The sequence below is a fragment of the Arthrobacter sp. Y81 genome, assembly GCF_002929335.1.
Taxonomy (GTDB): Bacteria; Actinomycetota; Actinomycetes; order Actinomycetales; family Micrococcaceae; genus Arthrobacter.
The window spans coordinates 93,199-113,437 of record NZ_PJIL01000017.1; the positions used below are offsets into that span (position 1 = coordinate 93,199).

Annotated in this window: 25 protein-coding genes; 9 read left to right on the plus strand and 16 right to left on the minus strand. The window is 62.9% G+C overall.

What is annotated here, in order from left to right:
* Positions 1–9 precede the first annotated feature (9 nt).
* From CXQ91_RS19330 to CXQ91_RS19355, 6 genes are all read left to right on the plus strand, one after another.
* Positions 10–3,021, plus strand: coding sequence for a bifunctional [glutamine synthetase] adenylyltransferase/[glutamine synthetase]-adenylyl-L-tyrosine phosphorylase (locus CXQ91_RS19330; protein ID WP_104175507.1), 3,012 nt, complete (start codon positions 10–12; stop codon positions 3,019–3,021).
* A 73-nt stretch (positions 3,022–3,094) separates the two neighbouring features.
* Positions 3,095–3,514: a VOC family protein gene (locus CXQ91_RS19335; RefSeq protein WP_104175508.1), complete on the plus strand. Its 420-nt coding sequence runs from the start codon at positions 3,095–3,097 to the stop codon at positions 3,512–3,514.
* Between the two features lie 101 nt (positions 3,515–3,615).
* Complete coding sequence (locus tag CXQ91_RS19340; protein WP_104175509.1) at positions 3,616–4,131, plus strand: GNAT family N-acetyltransferase; 516 nt, start codon at positions 3,616–3,618, stop codon at positions 4,129–4,131.
* 473 nt (positions 4,132–4,604) lie between these two features.
* Complete coding sequence (locus CXQ91_RS19345; protein WP_104175535.1) at positions 4,605–6,416, plus strand: S-layer homology domain-containing protein; 1,812 nt, start codon at positions 4,605–4,607, stop codon at positions 6,414–6,416.
* A gap of 348 nt (positions 6,417–6,764) precedes the next feature.
* Positions 6,765–6,995, plus strand: coding sequence for a helix-turn-helix domain-containing protein (locus CXQ91_RS19350; protein ID WP_104175510.1), 231 nt, complete (start codon positions 6,765–6,767; stop codon positions 6,993–6,995).
* Between the two features lie 332 nt (positions 6,996–7,327).
* Positions 7,328–7,714, plus strand: coding sequence for a hypothetical protein (locus CXQ91_RS19355; protein ID WP_104175511.1), 387 nt, complete (start codon positions 7,328–7,330; stop codon positions 7,712–7,714).
* A 109-nt stretch (positions 7,715–7,823) separates the two neighbouring features.
* Here the strand turns inward: CXQ91_RS19355 and CXQ91_RS19360 are convergent, their stop codons facing one another.
* The 13 genes from CXQ91_RS19360 to CXQ91_RS19415 all read right to left on the minus strand — a co-directional run bounded on the left by CXQ91_RS19360 (position 7,824) and on the right by CXQ91_RS19415 (position 14,825).
* A complete protein-coding gene (locus tag CXQ91_RS19360) occupies positions 7,824–8,321 on the minus strand; it encodes a hypothetical protein (protein ID WP_146072383.1) in 498 nt (165 codons plus the stop codon).
* Between the two features lie 459 nt (positions 8,322–8,780).
* A complete protein-coding gene (locus CXQ91_RS24835; RefSeq protein WP_181038957.1) occupies positions 8,781–8,948 on the minus strand; it encodes a hypothetical protein in 168 nt (55 codons plus the stop codon).
* Positions 8,949–8,950: 2 nt separating this feature from the next.
* Entirely contained in the window at positions 8,951–9,592 is a 642-nt protein-coding gene (locus CXQ91_RS19365) for a hypothetical protein (protein WP_104175513.1), read from the minus strand.
* Entirely contained in the window at positions 9,589–9,816 is a 228-nt protein-coding gene (locus CXQ91_RS19370; protein ID WP_104175514.1) for a hypothetical protein, read from the minus strand. The genes CXQ91_RS19365 and CXQ91_RS19370 overlap by 4 nt, the downstream gene beginning before the upstream one ends.
* The gene (locus CXQ91_RS19375) at positions 9,803–9,985 is read right to left on the minus strand and encodes a hypothetical protein (RefSeq protein WP_104175515.1); all 183 of its coding nucleotides are present in this window, start codon (positions 9,983–9,985) and stop codon (positions 9,803–9,805) included. Before CXQ91_RS19375 ends, CXQ91_RS19370 begins: the two co-directional genes overlap by 14 nt.
* A gap of 17 nt (positions 9,986–10,002) precedes the next feature.
* Entirely contained in the window at positions 10,003–10,890 is an 888-nt protein-coding gene (locus CXQ91_RS19380; protein ID WP_181038958.1) for a tail fiber domain-containing protein, read from the minus strand.
* Positions 10,890–11,375: a GNAT family N-acetyltransferase gene (locus tag CXQ91_RS19385; protein WP_104175517.1), complete on the minus strand. Its 486-nt coding sequence runs from the start codon at positions 11,373–11,375 to the stop codon at positions 10,890–10,892. Before CXQ91_RS19385 ends, CXQ91_RS19380 begins: the two co-directional genes overlap by 1 nt.
* Complete coding sequence (locus tag CXQ91_RS19390; RefSeq protein ID WP_104175518.1) at positions 11,372–12,376, minus strand: hypothetical protein; 1,005 nt, start codon at positions 12,374–12,376, stop codon at positions 11,372–11,374. The genes CXQ91_RS19385 and CXQ91_RS19390 overlap by 4 nt, the downstream gene beginning before the upstream one ends.
* Complete coding sequence (locus CXQ91_RS19395) at positions 12,373–12,585, minus strand: hypothetical protein (RefSeq protein WP_146072384.1); 213 nt, start codon at positions 12,583–12,585, stop codon at positions 12,373–12,375. The genes CXQ91_RS19390 and CXQ91_RS19395 overlap by 4 nt, the downstream gene beginning before the upstream one ends.
* Before the next feature lie 100 nt (positions 12,586–12,685).
* Positions 12,686–13,861, minus strand: coding sequence for an AAA family ATPase (locus tag CXQ91_RS19400; protein WP_104175520.1), 1,176 nt, complete (start codon positions 13,859–13,861; stop codon positions 12,686–12,688).
* 187 nt (positions 13,862–14,048) lie between these two features.
* Positions 14,049–14,393 (minus strand): hypothetical protein, encoded by a 345-nt coding sequence (locus CXQ91_RS19405; protein ID WP_104175521.1) that lies wholly within the window; start codon positions 14,391–14,393, stop codon positions 14,049–14,051.
* Between the two features lie 10 nt (positions 14,394–14,403).
* Positions 14,404–14,631: a hypothetical protein gene (locus CXQ91_RS19410; RefSeq protein ID WP_104175522.1), complete on the minus strand. Its 228-nt coding sequence runs from the start codon at positions 14,629–14,631 to the stop codon at positions 14,404–14,406.
* Positions 14,631–14,825: an AlpA family transcriptional regulator gene (locus CXQ91_RS19415; protein ID WP_104175523.1), complete on the minus strand. Its 195-nt coding sequence runs from the start codon at positions 14,823–14,825 to the stop codon at positions 14,631–14,633. The genes CXQ91_RS19410 and CXQ91_RS19415 overlap by 1 nt, the downstream gene beginning before the upstream one ends.
* 106 nt (positions 14,826–14,931) lie before the next feature.
* On the opposite strand from CXQ91_RS19415, the gene CXQ91_RS19420 reads away from it, so the two are divergent.
* Positions 14,932–15,438 (plus strand): helix-turn-helix transcriptional regulator, encoded by a 507-nt coding sequence (locus CXQ91_RS19420; protein ID WP_181038959.1) that lies wholly within the window; start codon positions 14,932–14,934, stop codon positions 15,436–15,438.
* Positions 15,413–16,483 (plus strand): site-specific integrase, encoded by a 1,071-nt coding sequence (locus tag CXQ91_RS19425; protein WP_104175525.1) that lies wholly within the window; start codon positions 15,413–15,415, stop codon positions 16,481–16,483. Before CXQ91_RS19420 ends, CXQ91_RS19425 begins: the two co-directional genes overlap by 26 nt.
* Before the next feature lie 118 nt (positions 16,484–16,601).
* On the opposite strand, the gene glnA is transcribed toward CXQ91_RS19425, so the two are convergent.
* Positions 16,602–18,026 (minus strand): type I glutamate--ammonia ligase, encoded by a 1,425-nt coding sequence (gene glnA / locus CXQ91_RS19430; protein WP_104175526.1) that lies wholly within the window; start codon positions 18,024–18,026, stop codon positions 16,602–16,604.
* Between the two features lie 285 nt (positions 18,027–18,311).
* Between glnA and CXQ91_RS19435 the strand changes: the two genes are divergently transcribed.
* A complete protein-coding gene (locus CXQ91_RS19435; protein WP_104175527.1) occupies positions 18,312–18,749 on the plus strand; it encodes an RDD family protein in 438 nt (145 codons plus the stop codon).
* 85 nt (positions 18,750–18,834) lie between these two features.
* Here the strand turns inward: CXQ91_RS19435 and CXQ91_RS19440 are convergent, their stop codons facing one another.
* Together CXQ91_RS19440 and CXQ91_RS19445 are read right to left on the minus strand one after the other, a co-directional pair.
* Complete coding sequence (locus CXQ91_RS19440; RefSeq protein WP_104175536.1) at positions 18,835–19,191, minus strand: DUF3817 domain-containing protein; 357 nt, start codon at positions 19,189–19,191, stop codon at positions 18,835–18,837.
* 114 nt (positions 19,192–19,305) lie between these two features.
* A complete protein-coding gene (locus CXQ91_RS19445; protein ID WP_104175528.1) occupies positions 19,306–20,070 on the minus strand; it encodes a DUF4191 domain-containing protein in 765 nt (254 codons plus the stop codon).
* Between the last annotated feature and the right edge of the window lie 169 nt (positions 20,071–20,239).

Here is a 20,239-nt window from a genome sequence, read left to right on the forward strand (position 1 = left end):
GCGGCAGCGGTGAGCCTTGCCCGTCGCCTCATCTCCGCCGGTTTCAGTGACCTGGAAAAGGGGGAGCGGTTCCTCGCTGCCCGCGAACTGGAAGGAATCGACCAGGAGGCACTGTTCGCGGGCTTCCACCTGGCCGCCAGCCCGGACACTGCGTTGCAGTCCCTGGTGCGTCTGATCGAAAAGCATCCCGACTTACGGAAGCTCGCGGCGGCGGACATCGATACGAGCGAGCCGCTGTACCGAGTGCTGGGGGCCTCTGAGGCCCTGGGTGAATTCCTGATCCGCCATCCGGAACACCTGGACGCCTTCGACGTAGTGGCAAGCCCGGAGCCCGTCCCTGCCGACACCGGGGAACTCCGCGCGCGCCTCCTGAAGTCCGTGCAGGCCGACCCGAAGGCGCGCAGGCCGGTGGCCGAGCTGTCCGGTCCGGACGCCTATGTGGCGCTGCGGACCGCATACCGGCGCGGGGTGGTGGACCTGGCCGTCAAGGACCTGTGTGCCGCTGATCCCCTGGATTTCATGCCCGCGGCGGGTGCCGAACTGGCGGACCTCGCCGGAGCGGCGATCGAGGCGGCGCTGGCCGTCTCCCGGGCCGAAGCCGGGGAGCAGTTCTCGGCGTCGGAGGTCGCCGACGTCGGCCTGGCCGTCATCGGCATGGGCAAGTGCGGTGCCCGCGAACTTAACTACATTTCCGACGTCGACGTCATCTACGTGATCGAAGCGGACGAGTTGGATGATGCCCGCGCCAACACTATCGGCACAGCCCTCGCCACCGGTATCTCCAGGGCCATCATGTCCATCGGCCGGGAACCCGGTCTGTGGGAAGTGGATGCGAACCTGCGGCCCGAAGGCAAGTCCGGACCGCTGGTGCGGACCCTGGCGTCCCATCAGAGCTACTACGCACGGTGGGCTGAAAGCTGGGAGTTCCAGGCACTCCTGAAGGCCCGGACCATCGCCGGGGACGCAGACCTGGGCGCCCAGTACGAGGCCGCTGTCCTGCCCCTGATCTGGGGTTCGGCAAACCGGGAAGGATTCGTGGAATCGGTGCAGGCCATGCGCCGCCGGGTCACGGACAACATTCCCGCGGACGAGGAACAGCGACAGCTCAAGCTGGGCCGCGGCGGCCTGCGGGACGTCGAATTCACCGTGCAGCTGTTGCAGCTGGTGCACGGAAAGGCCGACGAATCCCTGCGCCACCGCGACACCACCTCGGCGATTGCCGCACTCTCAGCCGGCGGCTACATCGGCCGGACGGACGCCGCGGAATTCGACCATGCCTACCGGTACCTGCGGCTCCTGGAGCACAGGATCCAGCTCTTCCAGCTGCGGCGCACGCACCTCATGCCGGTCCGGGACGAGGCCCTGCGTGCCCTCGCGAAGGCCGTGCTGGGCCCGTTCGCGCGTGAACGGCCGCACCCCGATGCGCTGCTGGCAGCATGGCAGAAGACAAAGCGGTCCGTCCGTGAACTGCACGAGCGCATTTTTTACCGGCCGCTGCTGAACACCGCTGCAAAGCTAAGCAGCGAAGATGCGCGCCTGACACCGGAGGCCGCCCAGGGCCGCCTGGCCGCCCTGGGCTACCTGGATCCGCAGGGAGCCATGCGGCACATCGAGGCGCTCACCGCCGGAGTGAGCCGGCGGGCGGCGCTGCAGCGCCAGCTCCTTCCCATCCTGCTGGGGTGGCTCGCCGACGGGGTTGACCCCGACGCCGGCCTCCTGGGTTTCCGCCGCGTCAGCGAGGCGCTCGGAACAACACACTGGTATCTGGGAATGCTGCGGGACTCGACGGCCGCCGCCGAGCGGCTTTGCCATGTGCTCTCCAACTCCCGGCTGATCGCCGACCTCCTTGAGGTCTCCCCGGAATCCGTGGCCTGGCTGGGGACGGACAAGGAACTGGCCCCGCTGGAGTTTGAGGCGCAGTGGCTGGAAATCACCTCGAAAATGTCGCGGCACGAGAACCCGGAGAGCGCCATGCGCCTCATCCGGCTGATCCGGCGGCGGGAAATCCTCAGGGTCGCCATTGCGGACAGTGCCGGCCTGCTGGACCAGGACCAGGTGGGGGCAGCCCTCGCAGACACGGACCGCGCAGCTGTCCTGGGCGCCCTGCGCGTAGCCGAAGGAATCGTGGCCGCATCGGGCCCGCTGAAGACGAGCGTCCTCGTGGTTGCCATGGGCCGGCAGGGCGGCCGCGAGATCGGCTACGGCTCGGATGCGGACGTGATGTACGTGTACCGCGGCCTGCCCGGCGTTCCCGACGAAGAGGCACAGAACCAGGCCGCCCAGATCGTGGGCCACATTTCGAACCTGCTGACCCAGCCGCTGAAGCCGGCCATTCTCGCCGAGCGTGTACTGATGGTGGACGCCGATCTGCGCCCCGAAGGCAAAAGCGGCGCCATGGTCCGCTCCCTGAATTCGTACGCGGAGTACTACCGCAGATGGTCGCTCGTCTGGGAAGCGCAGGCACTGCTGCGTGCACTGCCCATCGCAGGGGACGACGAGCTGGCTGACGATTTCGTGGAGCTGATCGATCCGATCCGATATCCGGCGGAACTGTCAGAGAAGGACGTCCGGGAGATACGGCGAGTCAAGGCCAGGGTCGAATCCGAGCGGCTGCCGCGGGGAGCGGACTCCGCACGGCACCTCAAGCTGGGCCGCGGCGGCCTGAGCGACGTCGAGTGGCTCGTTCAGCTGTTGCAGCTGCAGCATGCGGGAAAGCACCCGGAACTGCGGACAACATCCACCGTGCCGGCTCTGGAAGCAGCAGCGTCACTGGGCTTCCTGGAGCCGGACGAGGCCGCGCTGCTGCTGCAGGCCTGGCGGCTGGCGAGCCGCATCAGGTCGGCCAATGTCATCTGGACGGGCCGCGCCTCCGACGTCCTGCCGTCCTCCCGCCGGGACCTGGAAGCCGTCGCCCGCTGGTGCGGCTACCAACCGGGCAACGCGGCAGCACTCGAAGAGGACTACCTGCGGCTCAGCAGGCGGACCCGCGCGGTTTTCGAACGGGTTTTTTACGGCCAGTAGCCGGCCCTCGAGACGCGTTGCGCCGGGGTGCCGGGGGCTGACAGGTAACGGGCGCCGATGTTAGTTTGAGCGCGTGGCCTCGCAACTCTTTCTGAATCTTCCCGTCAAAGACCTGAACAGGTCGGTCGAGTTCTTCACTGCGCTCGGCTTTTCCTTCAACCCCGATTTCACCGACGAAAACGCCACCTGCATGATCGTTAATGACGGCGCCTACGTCATGCTGCTGGTGGAAGGCTATTTCAAGACGTTCATTTCCAAGGGCATAGCGGACACCGGCGGCACCGCCGAAGCAATCGTGGCATTCTCCGTTGACAGCCGCGAAGCCGTTGACGACACGATCCGGAAGGCCCTGACCTCTGGAGGCACCCCTGCGCAGGAAGCCCAGGACTACGGGTTTATGTACAATCACAGCTTCCAGGACCCGGACGGCCATCTCTGGGAGGTCTTCTGGATGGACCCTGCCGGACCGCCTGCCGACGCCCAGGCGCCGTAACCCCTGCACGCCAACCACCGGACTACCGGACCAAAGCGCGACGCCGGCTGTCACCTTCCCAGGTGACGGCCGGCGTCGTGGTTTCTGGGTAGGCTCAGCCCATGCCTGATTCCGTGTGGCTCATCGCCCTGAAGAGCCTCGACGACGACGCCAAAGCAATCAAATTGGGCGAAGTCGCCGAACTGGGACTCGCGGAAGGCCAGCAGGACTTCGCGGGGGATCCGCTGCGCATGATGCTCATAGCGCTGGAAGAGGACTCCCGGTTTCCCTATGTGGTGGACTCCGGCGGAGAAGCCGTCGGTGTGTTCACGCTTCAACGCGGTGCGGCGTCGCTGGCCGGGTGGGACGATGACGACTCAGTCTGGCTGCTGCGGGGCTTCCTCATCGACCGCACCCGCCAGGGCCGGGGGCTTGGCACCCAGGCGGCTGCGGCTGCCGTCCGTGAAGCGGCCAGACTCACCGTCCGGCTGGGCGGGGGAGAGACCGGCGTCGTGCTGTCCGTGAATGAACGCAACCCGGCCGGACAGGCCGCTTACCGGAAGGCCGGTTTCGAGGACCACGGTCAGTACCTCGGCGGCGACGCCGGACCGCAGCGGACCATGTACCGGGCGTTCTGAGCGCGGATTTCCGTTCCGTCGGCCGGCAGCCTGATTCCTTTCCCCCTCGCATACGGGTGTGCTCCATGGGGTTGCTGTGACTGGAGGGGCACATGCTATCTTTAGTGCATCCTGAATGCATCTGTGATATGGGGAGCGGTAAATGTCACGCGCACAAAATAGCGGAGCGGGCCCATCAGTTGACTCCTCCACGCGCGTTTCACCCCATCGATTCGCAATCGCCTTCGTGATATTCGGCACAGTCGGCACGATCAGCGCCCGGAGTGACACATACCCTTCCCGCTTCCGGTTCGCCACCATGCGGGGCGCCGGCACCTAGCCTCCACGGGTCCGTCAATCCAGCTGCTTCGGCGCGCTGGCAATGCCGAAACGATTCCGGGATTTCGGCAGGTGCACGGACGGCACCGGAAATGGGAGACCTCCTGCAGGGCGGTCCTCCCAGGTCGCCCAAGCCCTTCATCACGAAAGTCACCATGCCTCTCTTTCAGCGATCCGCGGCCCTCGTTGCTGCCTTGCTTCTTTCGTCGGCCGTGCTGGCGTACCTGCCGGCTTCACCAACCATGGCCGCCACTGCCCCTTCACCCGGGAACGTCACTGTCGAGGAGGTCGAAGGCACTCCGCACGCCGCCCACGCTTCGGAAACGGCCGTTGCCCCACTGCCGAAGGGCCAGGAACTCGGCACCGAGGCCCTGGAACTCCAAGGTGCCGCCGGCCTCACCAGGACCGGGGACATCAAGGTGGCCCTGGTAACGGTTCAGTTGGCGGACAAGAGCGCCGCGGACACCAGCGGGATTTCCCTGGATGCGGCCAAAAACGGCATCACAGCCTCGAGCAACTATTGGAAGGCCATGTCCAACAACAGGCTTTCCATGTCAGTGGCCTCCGTTCGGACGGGCTTCAAATCCTCGGCGACCTCCAGCCAGGACTACTACACGATCACCAACACGGTGACCCGCGAACTGGGCTGGGTCAGCAGTCCCTACACCGCTTTGGTGATCTACGTCCCGGTGCCCACCCTTTCGTGGGGCGCCCTGGGCTTCGGAGCCAGCAGTGACGGCACGAGCGGGCGTATTCTGATGCCCCTGCCCAGCAAGTTCACCAACAACGTGGTGGCCCATGAATTCGGACACGTTCTCGGCCTCATGCACGCCGACAGCCTCCAATGCGGCAGCGGCATCGCCGACGTCGGCCCCAGTCTCACCGGGGGATTTGCCGACACGTCCTGCAGTATCCGTGAGTATGGCGATACGACCGATCTGATGGGTGCGGCGCAGTACAGCATTCCGGCCATCAGCTCCAGCTTCTGGGACCGCGGGGGATTCGGCCGAGGTGATGAGATCCTCAACGCCGGCCTGGTTTCGGGAATCACGAAATACACGCTGAAGGCCTGGGCCGGAAGCGACGCCAACCGCGCAGTGAAGTTCACCGATCCGAAGAGCAAGGAGGTCTACTACCTGGAACTGCGCCTGCCTGTCGGCTACGACACATCGACTGCCGTCAACGGCAACCGGGGCATCAAGATTGTCCAGTCAGGAGGAGCCACCGCCGCCAGTTCACTGATTCTCATGCCATCTACCCTCCCTTTCTCGGGCTACTACGCGCCCAACCAGACTTGGCAGGCCGGCCAGACCTTCACCACCTATACAGGCACGAGGGTGACGGTCGACTACGTGACGAGCACGTCAGCGGGCGTCACCATCAACGCCTCGCCGTTCGTTGACGCGTATCAGTCCGCATTCCAGACCCAGATCGACTGGATGTACTACCAAAAGTTGTCCACCGGCTGGGCCGACGGTACCTTCCGGCCGTTCACTACGATGTCCCGGGAGGCAATGGCTGCGTTCATGTACCGGCTTGCGGGTAGCCCGGACTTCACGCCGCCGGCCGTGTCACCGTTTGACGACGTTCCGACCTCCCACGGTTTCTACCGTCAGATTGCGTGGATGAAATTCACCGAACTTTCCACTGGTTGGGCGGACAGGACCTACCGGCCTTATGAATCGATCACCCGCGAGGCGATGTCAGCCTTCCTCAACCGCTACGCGGGGAAGCTCTGCCGCATTTCAGACGCGGACGTCGCTGCGCCCGCCGTTTCCCCCTTCGTCGACATGGCGCCCGCGAGCGGCTTCTACAGGGAGATTTCCTGGATGAAGTCCGCCCAAATCTCAACCGGCTGGGCCGACGGGACCTACCGGCCGGCCGACGCCGTTACCCGTGAGCAGATGGCCGCTTTCATTTACCGACTCGACAGTTACGTGGCAGCCAAGGGCGGCTGCGTGGCCTGACCCGACCCGTCATAGCCGGAAGGGAACTGGGAAGGCGGTCACAGGTGCACACCTGTGACCGCCTTCGCCATTGCCGGCCGGGGCGGCCTGCACCTGTGACACAGAAAAGCCCGCATCTGCTGCCGAAGCAGCAGATGCGGGCTTTCTGCGGACTAAACGCGGTTTAGGCCTGGGGTCTGACTAGACGCCGTAGTAGAGCTCGAACTAAACAAGGGTGATTGGCGGGTGCTGGCTGGGCTCGAATCCCGCTAGATTCCGCGGTTTTCATGGTTGGTTATTACTGCCCGAGTTGGGCCTTTTGCGGACCTCTTGCGGACTTTCTGCGGACTGGAGTGCCAGACTGGCCGCATGACTGAATGGACGGACTACCAGCACGCCAACTGCTGCCCATGCCACACGACGCGGAAGATTGCTTACACCGTCGATGAGGCCGCAGCCAGAGTCGGACTAAGCACGCGCACCCTGAGGGATCAGATCGCGGACAATTACCTGCTGGCCCGCTACTTCAACACGAAAGCACTCATCACGCATGAGGACCTAGTTACCTGGCTCAACAGCCTGCCAACGGAGCCCAAATAGCACTGCCGGCAGGCGTCGGCATGAACTCATAGTCAGGTTCCACCTCCTCATAGGGTGAGCGCACTATCGGCGCTAGAAGCTCATCCAACATCTTGCCCACTGCCTCAACATCTATCTTCACCATGGGGCAGACAGTAGTGTCTGGGTAAGACAAATCATTTGGGGGAAACATGAAAAAGGTTCTTGGCGCGGTTGCGCTTGCAGCGGTCCTACTAACTGGTTGCAGCAGTACGGGAACACAGCCAACCGCGGCATCTCCGACGGCGTCATCTCCGTCTCCTAGTTCGACCCCGAGTAAAACGCCGTCCGCCAGTAAAGCCGACTACGGGAGAGTGTTACTTAAGGTTCAAGCAGGCGTTGATGAGTACGTCAGCGACTGGAAAAAATACACCTGCTCCAGTGGCTCTGTCGCCCAAGGTGATCCTCTGTGCTTCGCCATTGCCATGAGGGCAGAATCCGTGGCGAGCCTGGTTGGCATAAGCCTGAAAGGCGCGCAGCAGCCGAAGTCGCCCAGCTATATCGGTGCGCCGCCGAGTGAGCTAACAAAGGTCGTCCAAACGACGGTTGCGGCTTCGGATGAGGCAGTCAACGCTGCCAAGGAATGGCGTGCCGCCAACTGCCCCAAAGATTACGCCTGCACCAACAAAACTCTGATGTTGGACATGGCAATGACCGACCTACAGACCGAGATGAAGGCCTGGGAACTGTATCTGAAGTAGTCCATGCGAAACTGAAGCAACGATTTAGCACAGCCGTGCTGTTTCCTGGTCCAAACACAAAAACGGCCCCGAACCTCCTAAGAGATCCGGGGCCGTTCCATGGCCTGGGCTACGCCTTGGCTAGATCAGCCTGTAGTGCGTCAAACAGTCGGCTGGTGGCGCCACGCTTGAGGCCGGAAGAGGGCGGGCCAACAACCGTAGGAGCCATGCCCTCGTAAGCTGCCGTGAACGAAACGTAATCGTCCCCCTCTGCATCGTCGTTTCCGAAGTATTCGACTTGATGCAGCGTGAGGCTGCGGATAGCCGACCGTGGAACTATCACCACGTTGGCCAGGAGATTCCACGCAGTCTGCCGCTCGTTTGTTGCGAGCAACTCCCCATGAATCACCAAATCAGCCGTGAAAATAGTGGCGGCAAATTGCGTTCCTCCGTCGGCGTCGGTTACGGAAGCGATGCAGAACTCTACGTCCCGCTTACCGACGGCCCGCGCTAGCCGCTTTTCCAGGATCCCGGCGCGGCCCTCCGCCGTCGACCATGGCGACCGCGGCCAGTTGTTGTTAGCGTCCGATAGAACCTCATGCATGGAATCAACTAGCTGCACAGTCACGTTTTTACCTGCCCCAATTCAGACGCCGGCCCGTTGCCAACGATGGAATCAGGCTACAGGCTGGCGGTTGGCCAGATGACATTTCAGATGCCGCGAACTGCGAGGGTGCTCACCGGCGGTGGGGATTTGGGGCGCCTTGGGTTAAGGTCCCCACGCGCCCCCTCAAAAAATCCCCGAAACCCGTACAGATCAAAAAATCCATCCCCGGCGGTACTGTCGGTTCGGTGCCCGAGGGGGTGGGTGCCAGGGGGTGGGGTGCCCAGCCTCGCCGGTTGGTTGGAGGCTGGGCACCGGGTTCACGCGCTGGTTCTGCTGTGCGCCACACCTTGCAGTGCGGCCATCGCCTCAGTGACGTTGACTGACTGCCAACCGCACCGGCAATGGGCCACGTACTGTGTCAGGCGTGTAAGTCCGCGGGGTCCAACCACGCTGGGGAGTGGGAGAACCCATGTGGCGTGGTCAGGCATTGGTGTCTTCGATGGGTTCGGCTTTGATGAAGTTGCCGAGGTCGTCGTAGGTGTAGGTGTAGCTGGTGATCCGGCGGCCTTGGGCGTCAACTGTGGGGCGGGGAGTGCTTGCGATGCGGCGCTTCATGCGGGCTTCGGGACTGAGGTTGTTCTCGTTCATGGTTAGTTCTCCTGGGTGAGTGCGGTGTAGAGGTTGGCGAGCACGGTTGTGCCGGCTGTCTGGTCGGGGATGACGCCGCGGGTGAGGTCGTTGAGGATATCCGCGGGTGTGACGAGGTTACGCAGCGGGAGCATGGGTGTTGCTGTCTCGATCCATGCATCTCGGGCTTCGGACTCAAGGAATGCCAGGTAGGTGGCATGTGCCCTGTCGAGGTCTGCACGGAGTTTGTCTTTGAGTTTCGCGGTTTCAGTACCGAAGCCCCGGGCCTCTGCCGCTGCTTTGCGCGCTTCTTCAATCTCCGTGATGGCGTCACGGACGATGCCCGGGTATGCGGCGGCGTCGCGGGCCGCCTGTGCCCTGTCGGCCGCGAGCTGGGTTTCGTGGTCTCGTGCGGGCGCCGGCTTTCCCGTTTTGACTGCCGCGGTCGCGGCCTCATCGTCTGCCTTGGTTGCTTCAGTGTCGCGGGCCGGGTCTGTGATGTGGTTGAGCGTCTGCGTTGCGGTGCTCTGCCGTTCCCTCCACATGTCTGCCTTGACGAACAACGCGGCGAACTCTTTCGGAAGCTGTTCGGGCTTGGGGCGGCTCATGAATTCGGTGGACCTGTCGGGGCCGTTGTTGTTGCGGCTGATCTGGGGGCGGGTCATGGGGATTCCTTCTGTTCGGTGGTGATGATTGCGTCTGCGATTTCGTGTGCCAGCCGCCATGCTTGAAATGGCGGCAGGTAGTAGAGGGTCTTGTTGTCCAGGGTGATGGCGACGGCGCCGCGTTCCCGGTCTGCTGATGCGAGGATCCCGGGTGTGGCTCTGAGGTTGGCCGCTTTGTATTTTTCGGCGGCGTAGAACGCGGGGTCGGATCTAGGGATCGTCACGTTGCTGCTTTTCCGTGAGGTCCACGAGCTGGTCAGCGAGTTTCAGTGCCTCGTCGTTCGTGAGGTGGATTATGAGCTTGGCGCCTTTGTATGCGCCGATGCCGGGGACTTCCCGGCCGTTTGTGTCCCGCCATGTGTATCGGCGGAATGTTGCGTAGGGGCGGCTCATGATTCGTCGTCCTCCATTCAGTTCTCCTTTTCGGCGGTGGGGGCTGGAAGTGGTTCGCGGCCTTCCAGTGTCCGTAGGCGGTTCTCCTGGTCCCTGACGACTTCCAGAAGTGCCACGGCTAGGAGGTCATAGCGGACGCCGTCTATCTCGCCCTCGAATTTGGTCACGATTTCCGGGAGATGCTGGGCGACTTCCTCAGCGATCAGCCCGAACTCTCCCTTGGCGCCGGGGAACTCTTGCGCGGGGCCGCTGGGCTTTCGGTCGTATCGGACGGGGCGGAGGTTCAGCACGGCGGACGGGGCCACTGCTGCGTCTGTGACGTTCTCCTTGTACTTGATGGAGGAGACGTTCCGGCCGAGGTGGAAGCCGCCGTCGTTGCCCACCCATAGTGCGTAGAAGGATGTTCCGGCGACGTTGTTAGTCCAGCCGTATTCCGAGCCGTCAGCGTCGAGCGCGTGGGCGGCCTCTTGAGCGTTCACGGCGTCGGTTGCGTCGGCGACGGCGGAGGTCACGAGCGGTGCGAAGTCTGCCGGCTTGCCTGCGATGAGATCCCACGTAACCGCCTGGGCTCCGAGTTGCACCCATGTGGAGCCGACGAGGACTTCCACGCCATACTCGCCGGGAGCCGATTCGAGCGGCCCGAACCGAGCGACGGGGCTTGTCCCGTCTTCCGAGTAGACGATGAACACGCCGTCATCATCCATCGCTACGCCTTTAGTGCCGTCCGTGCGCAGGGAGTTGATGAATCCGGTGACGTCGATCCCGCCGGGCTTCGCGCTGATTCCGGCCGTCCGCAGGATGTTTGCGGCCGCAAACTGCTGCATCTGCCGTTCGAGGTCTTTCACGCGGCGGATTAGTGCGTCTTCGCCAGGGAACTGCGATCCCGGCATTCCTGGCTGTGCCATTACTTGGTGTCCTTTTCGTTGGTGAGGTCGAGGATGTAGCCGCGGGCCTTCGCGCCGGGGCTGGTGCGTTGCTTTGCGCCTATGGATTCGCAGAGCCGGTGGGCGGTGGTCATGCTCGGGAGGCTCGCACCAACTAGCGCCGTGACGCCTTGGCGGCGGCATAGTTCCGCGGTCGTCTTGAGCATGGCTTTGCCGACTCCTCGGCCCTGATGGGTTATGGAGACGGCCAGCCGGGATACTTCCGCCTGTCCGGGCCGAGCGAGGCGCCCGTAGTAGCTACCGGCCGGTGCAAGCGTGAGCGTCCCGGCTATGACGCCGCGGTCTTCCATCACGATCACGAGGGCGTTCTGGTGGCGTTCCTTCACCGTGTCGGCCGTCTCGGTTAGGTTCACGCCGGCCGAGAGGTAGGCGAGATTTAGGAGGCTGGCCACTGCCGGGAAGTCCGCAGGAACGGCGGGCCGAAAAGTGCGGGTAGCGGGGCTCATGCGTTCACCGCTTCCAGCAGGGCGGGAATGCTGTCCTGGGGGAAGACTAGCTGTGTGAGGGCGCCGCTGGTGAGCGTTTCCATTCCGGCGATTTTCCCGGCTGCCGTGATGAATGCTTGTTCCGCGCCGTTGTCGTTGCGAAGCCGGATGAATGCGGCCTTTCGGCGGAGCACTGTCTCGTAGTTCATCGTTTTGCGGTCGTGGCCATTTATGATTTCCCCGTAAGATCCGGGGGCTAGGGCCGTGATGGTTTCGTGCATGTTGATGCAGGAGTCAGTAGTGCGGATCCCGGTGGCCGCGAGTGCTGATAGGAGGGGGTGCATTTCTGCATCGACTTCCACGGTCAGATTCTCTGCCGTGGTCAGCGTTAGAGCCGGGTGCACTTCCGCGTGACGCTGGCAGACTTGGCAAGCACAATCCCGGACGCTGGGCATGATGGCTTGGGCGGTCCTAAGGATCACGTCTGCCAGACGTTCGGAAAACTGCCACGCGCCCGATGCGGGGTCTACGACGTCGTGCGGATCCAAGATGTCGTCCTTGTTGATGTGCTCGGAGAACCGGAGTTCCGGGCCGAGTTCGCCCAGGCGGCGGGCCGAGTAGAAGAGGATCGCCTTTTTCGACATTCCAAGCGGCCGTTGCCGGTGGTATTCCTCGTAGCTAGGAGCGGCGTCCGCGAGGTCCAGTTCGCGCTCCACCATGGCAACCATTCCGGCGCACTCAATCCGCGAACCGACGTCCGCGGGCTTGTGGAAACCGGCCTCTTTCACAGTCTCGTCAAAGGGGAGTAGGTCTGAGTCCCACATGTGGCAACCGAACATGCCGCCGTCCTGCGAGACGTTGCGCCAGAGCCTGGCAAATTCGCCGTCCGTGTACATGATCCCTAGCGGGTGCTCCCGGTTCCGGTTCGCTTTCCGGAAGGGGCACTCTTGGCAGTTCTTGAGCCGGGCCGGTTCCATGCCGCGCTCTGAGACATGGGTGGTGTTGCAAATGTTCTCGGTCATGACTGCTCCTGATTCGTGGGGGTACTGGCGGGCTCGTCGCCCGGTTCGTAGATAGCGAGGCGGCTCTCGGCCTCTAGTGCGCGGCTGGCCCATGAGCGGGCGTTGTGGTGCGCCTCCTGGGCTTTGTCGCGGAGGGTGTCGCAGAGCTCGATGTACTGGGCTTTTGAGAGCTTCATAGCGGCTACTGATGGCTGGGGCGTGGTGGTCAATTTCTGCTCCTTTCGCTGAGTGTGTCCCACTGTGTCCCGACCGTGTCCGGGGCACGGTGAGTGTGTGTGTCCCCGTTCGTTTCTTTAGAACGGGACACACTCACACTGCTTTCAGGCCGGTGAGTGTGTCCCCGGCAGGGTAGGGGTGGATGAGGTGGTGGAGGTGGGCGTTTCGGGGGCCTTGTTCGATCCGCACATGTCCGCGCTGTTCCAATTCGGTGATGGCCTTCTCGATGGTTTCCCTCTTGCCTCTAACGCAAGCGTTGATGCTCCGGAATGAGAGGGCCATACCCGAGTCTTGGAGGGCTTTGGATATCTGCTCCATGAGGGCGGTGGGCTGCCATGAATCGCCGGTCCCTTCGTCGCTGCCGCGGGGAGCCTCCAGCCGGTAGTGGATCTTGCCCGGTTCGGTGGAGTCGAAGACTGCCACGGCTATCTCTTGGGTTCGATCTGACTTGCGCCAGGTGCCGGCGTTGGGTCTTACCTGTCCCGGCCGGTCTTTGCCGATGCGGAGGGCTATGCGCCCGATCATGCCGACGCCGCCGGGTTCTATGACCTCTAGTCCGTAAGCCGCTCCGGTGAGGTAGGAAAGTTTCGCCTGAGCACCGATGGCAAACCGTCCCCGGCCCTCCTCTGACTTGGTGACGTGGTCGATGAGGAAGACAGCGGCTCCGGTATGGTCGGCGATCCTACGGGGGATCTCCCTGCCCCAGCGGGTTACCTCGTCGTTGTCTATGCTCTTGACTCCGAAGATGGCGAACGCTTCCGTGATGCCGTCGATGATGGCGAGCCCGTATGCGCGTTGCAGTAGGCCGCGGAAGGCTAGGCGCTCCTGCTCTGTGCCTCCGGGGTGCATCTGCGGGCGTACGTAGTGGAAGTAGTCTCTGATCTGCTCCGGCCGCGCTCCGAGCATCAGCAGCCTGTTGATTACGGCACCCTGGTCTGACTCGCAGTCGATATAGAGCACGTCGATGCCCTCGTTGACGCTCCGGGCCGATTCGGCTTGGGCAACCATGGATTTCATGGATTCGGATTCGCCATTCAGTGCGTGGACCAAGGCCGGATATCCAAGGCAGACGCCGTCTTCCCGTTCCATATAGGTCGGCTGCGGGGCCTGGTGGGTGCCGTTTAGGACGCTGGTCAGGTCAATCGGCGCCCACGTTGCAAAGTCCCCAGGGAGGTAGTCCTCTGAAGTTTCGCTCTGCTGAGCCTTGCGGTTGCGCTGGTACTCGTCCTCGGAGATGTCGAACTCTTCCATTGCCGTGATGACGTCCACTAGGCACCGTCCCCGGCGCTGAAATATCCAAAGAGGCCGGGGGTCTCGGTTTCGAGCAGATATTGACGGATCTCCCACCACTGGTAGGCGGCTATCGTGATGAACTGGGCCCCGGTTACAGACCCCAGACGGGGGCGGCGTGATTGGTACTGGACGATGACCTTCTCCGTTCGTGGTCTAGGCGGCCTCAGGCCAGGGCTTGGACGGTCTTGGCTACGGCGGTGAGGTCAGCGGCGAGCTGGAGTGCCTCATCCGGTGTGAGGTTCGCGTAGCTGGGCGGCTCGTGACTCGCGGCCCATAGTTCGATGGAATGGGTGTTGGTGGACGCGTTCCAAGCCGGGGTGATAATCCAGCCGCGGTTGAATGTCTCCGGCCCGGTCCAGCGATCCCCGCTACGGCGCGCCAGGGTGTAACCGGCGGGCGGCATGGGGATGGGGCCGAGCATTTCCAGCAGCTCCGACGCCTTCATGCCTAGCTTTTCGGCCATATCTCCGAGCTCTCGCACCGTGGCCGGGTACTTGGTAGTGTTCATGGTGAATCTCCTAGGAATGGGTTGGTTCTAAGGCCGTGACGGACTTTGGCGAGACGTCGCGGTCTTTCTCTGTCTTGAGGGCAACCTTGCACGCCTTGGCCGGCGTGATCCCCTCAGCCCTATGCGGGTTCTTAGCGGCAACCGCAGCGTCGTTCAGCGTTCCCTCGTGGCTGGTGCCGTGCCAGTAGCCGGACTCCCACGCTGCGGCGAGATCCGCCGCTGTGTAGGTCGCGGCCATTAGGATGCCTCTGCCTCGAATGCAGCGTTGATGTAGGCCTCGACGTCGGCCGCCCGGAACATCCTGCGGCCGCCGATCTTGGCGGACTTCGGTGCGGTGCCGGCGTGGATCATCCAGCGCAACTGCGCCTCAGACTTACGCAGTTGCTCGGCCGTTTCAGCCAGGGTCAACAGCGTGGCGATTGCTAGTGCCATGATGTTCCTATTCGCTAGGGGACTTTCTGAAATAGTCCCGATGTGACAACTATCGCTGATGGTTGGGACTGGTGTCAAGCTGCTGTGGAATGTAGTCTTTATTCCCATGGAGACTTTTGAGAATGTAGCCGATTTGGCAAGACGCACTTTTGGGGAATCGGTGAGAAAGTACCGCCTCGCCAACGAGTGGACGCAAGAGGGACTGGCTAAAGCAGTGACGGCGAACGGCGTAAACGCTACGCAGACGATGATTGCGAAAATCGAGCGCGGGGACCGGCCCACCTCCATCAGTGAGGCGGCAGTTATCGCCGCAACATTCAGTGTCCCCGTGCAGGCACTCTTGCCTTTGGACAGGGAGTCGGCCACTCAATCCCACTTGGGAGCCCTTCTGTCTAACTTCAATAGCCGGATGGATCGGTATCACAAGCTCCTAGGCGACCTAATGGAGGCAGAGGAGTCCATGGAGGGCCTACTGGACGAGTGGGACGAGTATGTGCGCGATTTGAGCACGGCGGATCGTGAGTACTTGGCGAAAATTGAGATCGATGCCCGACCTAGCACCGAAAATGGAATGAGGGAAAGGCTCCATGGCGAGCATTCAGAAGAGGGATAACGGCTCGTGGCGGGCCCGTTACCGTGACGACGCAGGTAAGGAACACGCCAGGCATTTCGCACGCCAGAAGGACGCCAAGGTCTGGCTTGATGAGGTCACAGCCTCCGTGGTGTCAGGCACCTATGTTGACCCTAAGACGGCGCTCACTACCGTGCAGGAGTGGTCTGTTATCTGGCTGAAGGGCTACGAGAATAACCGTGCGTCAACTGTGCGTCAGGCGAAGACTCATCTAGTGCGGATCAATGCGGCATTCGGGCATCGTGCGCTCAAAAGTGTGCGGCCGTCAGAGGTCAAAGCGTGGACGGCGAAACTCAGTGATGAGGGCTTGGCTGATTCCACCATCTACGCGCTGCATTCGCGACTGGGGCAACTCTTCAGCGATGCCGTTCACGATGGGCTCTTGCCTAAGTCTCCGCTGAGCCGTCGTACGGCGCCGAAGGCAGGGGAGCAGCGGCCCTACGTCGCCACGACGGAACAAGTCTGGGCACTGCACGACGCAATGCCAGCCGGACTACAGCCGGCCATTCTTCTGGCATCCTTCGCCGGGCTGCGTGTTGCTGAGGCTGTGGCGCTGCGTGTTTCTGACGTGGACTTCATGCGGGGCATTGTCGCGCCCGCCGTGCAATATCCGGGCGTGGAACTCAAGACCAAGGAATCCAGGACGCCCATCCCCATTCCTCAGAATCTCTGCCTTGAGCTGTCGGTGAATCACACGCGCTGGGGGAGTGAAACGCTCGTCACGAACGAATGGGGGCGGCCGCTGTCCCCTCACCGGCTTGAGCACTATTTCCGGGAAGCACGCGCTGTGGTCAAAGACCTGCCGGAAGGGTTTCGGTTCCATGACCTGCGGCACTACTTCGCGTCTTTGTTGATCGCCCAAGGCCTTGATGTGAAGGTGGTTCAGAAGAGCCTTCGGCACTCGTCAGCTAAGACGACGCTGGACACGTATGGGCATATGTGGCCGGACAAGGAAGAGTCAGCGCGGGCGGCCGTGGCTCAGGTGCTGGGGGAGCGGCTGACCTCGCGGACTGAGAAGCACGGCTGAGACTATCCGGGCATAAGAAAAGGCCGGCCCTTGGTGGTGAACCAGGGACCGGCCTTTCCTGTAGCCGAATTCTCGCGGACTGTGTGCGGACTATGCCCGTTCCAGCCGCGTGATCTAGCTAGACGCCGTAGTAGAGCTCGAACTCGTAGGGGTTCGGGCGCAGCGAGAGCGGCTTGATCTCGTTCTCGTACTTGTACTCGATCCAGGTGTCGATCAGGTCCTGGGTGAACACGCCGCCGGCCTGCAGGAACTCGTTGTCCTCGGCCAGTGCGTCCAGGGCCTCTTCGAGCGTGCCCGGAGCCTTGGGGATGTCCTTGGCTTCCTCGGCGGGGAGCTCGTAGAGGTCCTTGTCGATGGGAGCCGGCGGTTCGATGCGGTTGCGGATGCCGTCAATGCCGGCCATCAGCTGGGCAGCGAATGCCAGGTACGGGTTCGAGGAGGGGTCCGGAGCGCGGAACTCGATGCGCTTGGCCTTCGGGTTGGAACCCGTGATGGGGATACGGATACCGGCGGAGCGGTTGCCCTGCGAGTAAACCATGTTGACCGGAGCTTCGAAGCCCTTGACCAGGCGGCGGTAGGAGTTAACCGTCGGGTTGGTGAACGCGAGCACGGCGGAGGAGTGCTTCAGCAGGCCGCCGATGTACCAGCGGGCCATATCGGACAGGCCGGCGTAACCCTTCTCGTCGTAGAACAGCGGCTCGCCGCCGTTCCACAGCGACTGGTGGCAGTGCATGCCGGAGCCGTTGTCGCCGAAGACGGGCTTCGGCATGAAGGTGACCGACTTGCCCCAGGCGTCAGCGGTGTTCTTGATGACGTACTTGAACTTCTGCAGGTCATCAGCAGCGTGGGTCAGCGTGGTGAACTTGTAGTTGATTTCAGCCTGGCCGGCGGAACCGACCTCGTGGTGGCTGCGTTCAACCTCAAGGCCGGCCTCGTCCAGTGCAACACACATGGCGTCGCGCAGGTCGGCTTGCTTGTCCGTGGGGGAAACCGGGAAGTAGCCGCCCTTGACGGGGGTCTTGTAGCCGAGGTTTCCGCCTTCTTCTTCGCGGCCGGTGTTCCAGTGCGCTTCTTCCGAGTCGATCTTGTAGAAGCTGCCCTGCGGGGAGGACTGGTACTGGACGTTGTCGAACACGAAGAACTCGGCCTCGGGTGCGAAGAATGCGGTGTCCGCAATGCCGGTGGACGCGAGGTAGGCTTCGGCCTTCTCGGCCACGCCGCGGGGGTCGCGGTGGTACGGGTCGCCCGTGCGGGGGTTCACGATGGAGAAGTTCAGCGCGAGGGTCTTCTCCATGCGGAACGTGTCCAGGAACGCCGTGGTGACATCCGGGATGAGCTGCATGTCGGACTCAGCGATGCCCTGGAAACCGCGGATGGAGGAACCGTCGAAGAGCTGGCCATTGATGAAGAAGTCTGCATCAACGCTCTTCGCCGGCACATTGAAGTGCTGCTGCACGCCAGGGAGATCGGTGAAGCGGATATCGACGAATTTAATATCTTCGTCCTTGATGAACTTGAGGACTTCGTCCGCAGTCTTGAACATCTATGCTCCTTACGCATATGTAATAACTGGCTTGAAAGCCATATGGTCCAGCGCAATCCGACGGCGCGAAAACACAAAAGTGCCCCCGCTCCCAGCTCGCTAGCAACTGTTACCACCCTAGGGACACGGGGTTTCCCGTCCGTGTCCGCTTTGTTTCCGGCAGGTTACATAACCGCCTGATATGTAAACGCTATACGGTGTCCACACTGTGGTCTATCCGCATCCATAGTGTGAACTTCAGCCGGAACTTCACAGTGGCCTTCCTATAGCGGATAGTCTTGATCCGTGGTTGATCGCAAAGACATAGGCTCGTGGCTCAGTGGGCCGGACACGTCCGGCATTTCCAAATATCCCGGGGAGCGACTCGGCCTGCCCGAGGCGGGACCGGGCTCCATCGCCCGGGCGGGGCGCCGGATCCTTGCCATCTGCATCGACTGGGGCCTGGCGCTCCTGATCAGCAATTTCGCCTTCGGCGGCGACCCATGGGCAACGCTGGCCGTGTTTGCGGCCGAACAGATCCTGCTCATCGGAACCCTGGGCTACAGCATCGGCCACCGCCTCGCTGGAATCCATATTGTCCGCCTGGGCGGCGCTCCGGCAGGGCCGCTGGCCGCGCTGGTCCGCACCGTGCTCCTGTGCCTGGTCATCCCGGCGGTCATCTTTGACCCGGATCACCGTGGCCTGCACGACAAGGCGATGAACACCATCCTCATCCGGCTGTAGTCAGGACCGGATCCAGCCCCAGTCCGGCTGTCGCCGGGCTGTAAGCCCAGACCCGCTGTAGCCTGGCCGCGTAGACCGCAGCGGGTCAGACGTTCGCGGTCTCGCGCTCTCGGGCTGCGGAGTGTCCGCTGCCGGCCGCGGTCAGGTACCCGCGCTTGCCCGCCCAGCGTTCGAACAGGACGGTGGCGAACGGGAACACTGCGGAGAGCCCGGCAAAGAACGCCACCAGGAACGGCCACCGCTGCAGCCGCCAGAGAGCCAATGCCGCCACTCCGTAGGCGATGAACAGGGCCCCGTGAACCGGTCCGGCAATCTCCACGCCCAGCACCGAGGTCCGGGCCACCCACTTGAAGTACATTCCGGTCAGGAGGGCTGCCCAGCTGAACGCTTCGGCTATGGCGAGTATCCGGAAGAGGCGGATGACGGCTGATTTCGAGGGCAGTTTCACGGTTCTCCGTTTTTCGCTCGTGACATTGGTCGGCTGGTGATGGCTGTCCCAAAGCAAACGCCCCGGTTGCCGGCCGGATGGCCGGACGCCGGGGCGTTGACGGTGCTGTTAGCGGCCGCGGGCTGCTTTGCGGTCCGGCCGGGCTTTGTAGGGGTCGATTCCCTTGGGGATGGGGAGGCGGTTTCCCAGCGAGGAGATGCGCTTGGACACTGCGCTCACTTCGAGCTTGGTGAGTTCCTTGTCCAGCTTGTTCATCTTCTTGGCGACCTGGCTGAGGGGAACCTGGCCTTCGCCGCGGCCCGTTTCGATGACGTGCACGGTGACGTTGGGCAGGATGCGCGCCAGACGCTTGCGTTCCGCATCGACCAGCGGCCTGACGCGGTGCGTGGGGCCTTCACTGACCAGGACGACGCCGGGACGGCCGATGGCGCGGAAGACGGCGTCCTGGGTGCGGGGATTGACGGCGACGGGCTGGTCTTCGGTGATCCAGCCGCGCTTCAGCGTGCCGAGGGCTGCGCCGGATGCACCGGGCTGGTTCTCGATCTGGGCAAAGGCGGCGCGCTCTGCCCGGCGGGAGAGGATCAGGGTGGCGGCAAGAAGACCCAGCGGGATACCGATGATCAGGCCCGTGATCCAGTTTTCGAGCAGGTAGCCCACCAGGAAGCTGACAGCCACGACGCCCAGGAAGGACAGCAGCATGAGCCAGACCACCATGGGATCATGGCGGCGGGTCATCTGGAAGACTTCGTTGATCTGCTTCAGCCTGCTGGGCTTTTTGACCTTGGCTTCCTTCGGCTTGCGAGAGAAGAGGCCACGCTTCGGAGCGTCGGAGGCTGCCGGAGTCGGATTGCTGGAATCAGGGGAATTCGCCATAGTGCCTTAATTCTACGTGATTTATGCCTGAGGGCCGGACGCCGGAGTGCTCCGGTTCCGGCCCTCGGGCACGTTTGTTACGAAAGGCCCTAGGAGTGCGCTGCGATCAGGGAGCTGGCTTCCTGGCGGGTGGTGCCTGAGCTTTCGATGTGGGCGAGTTCTGCGGGGA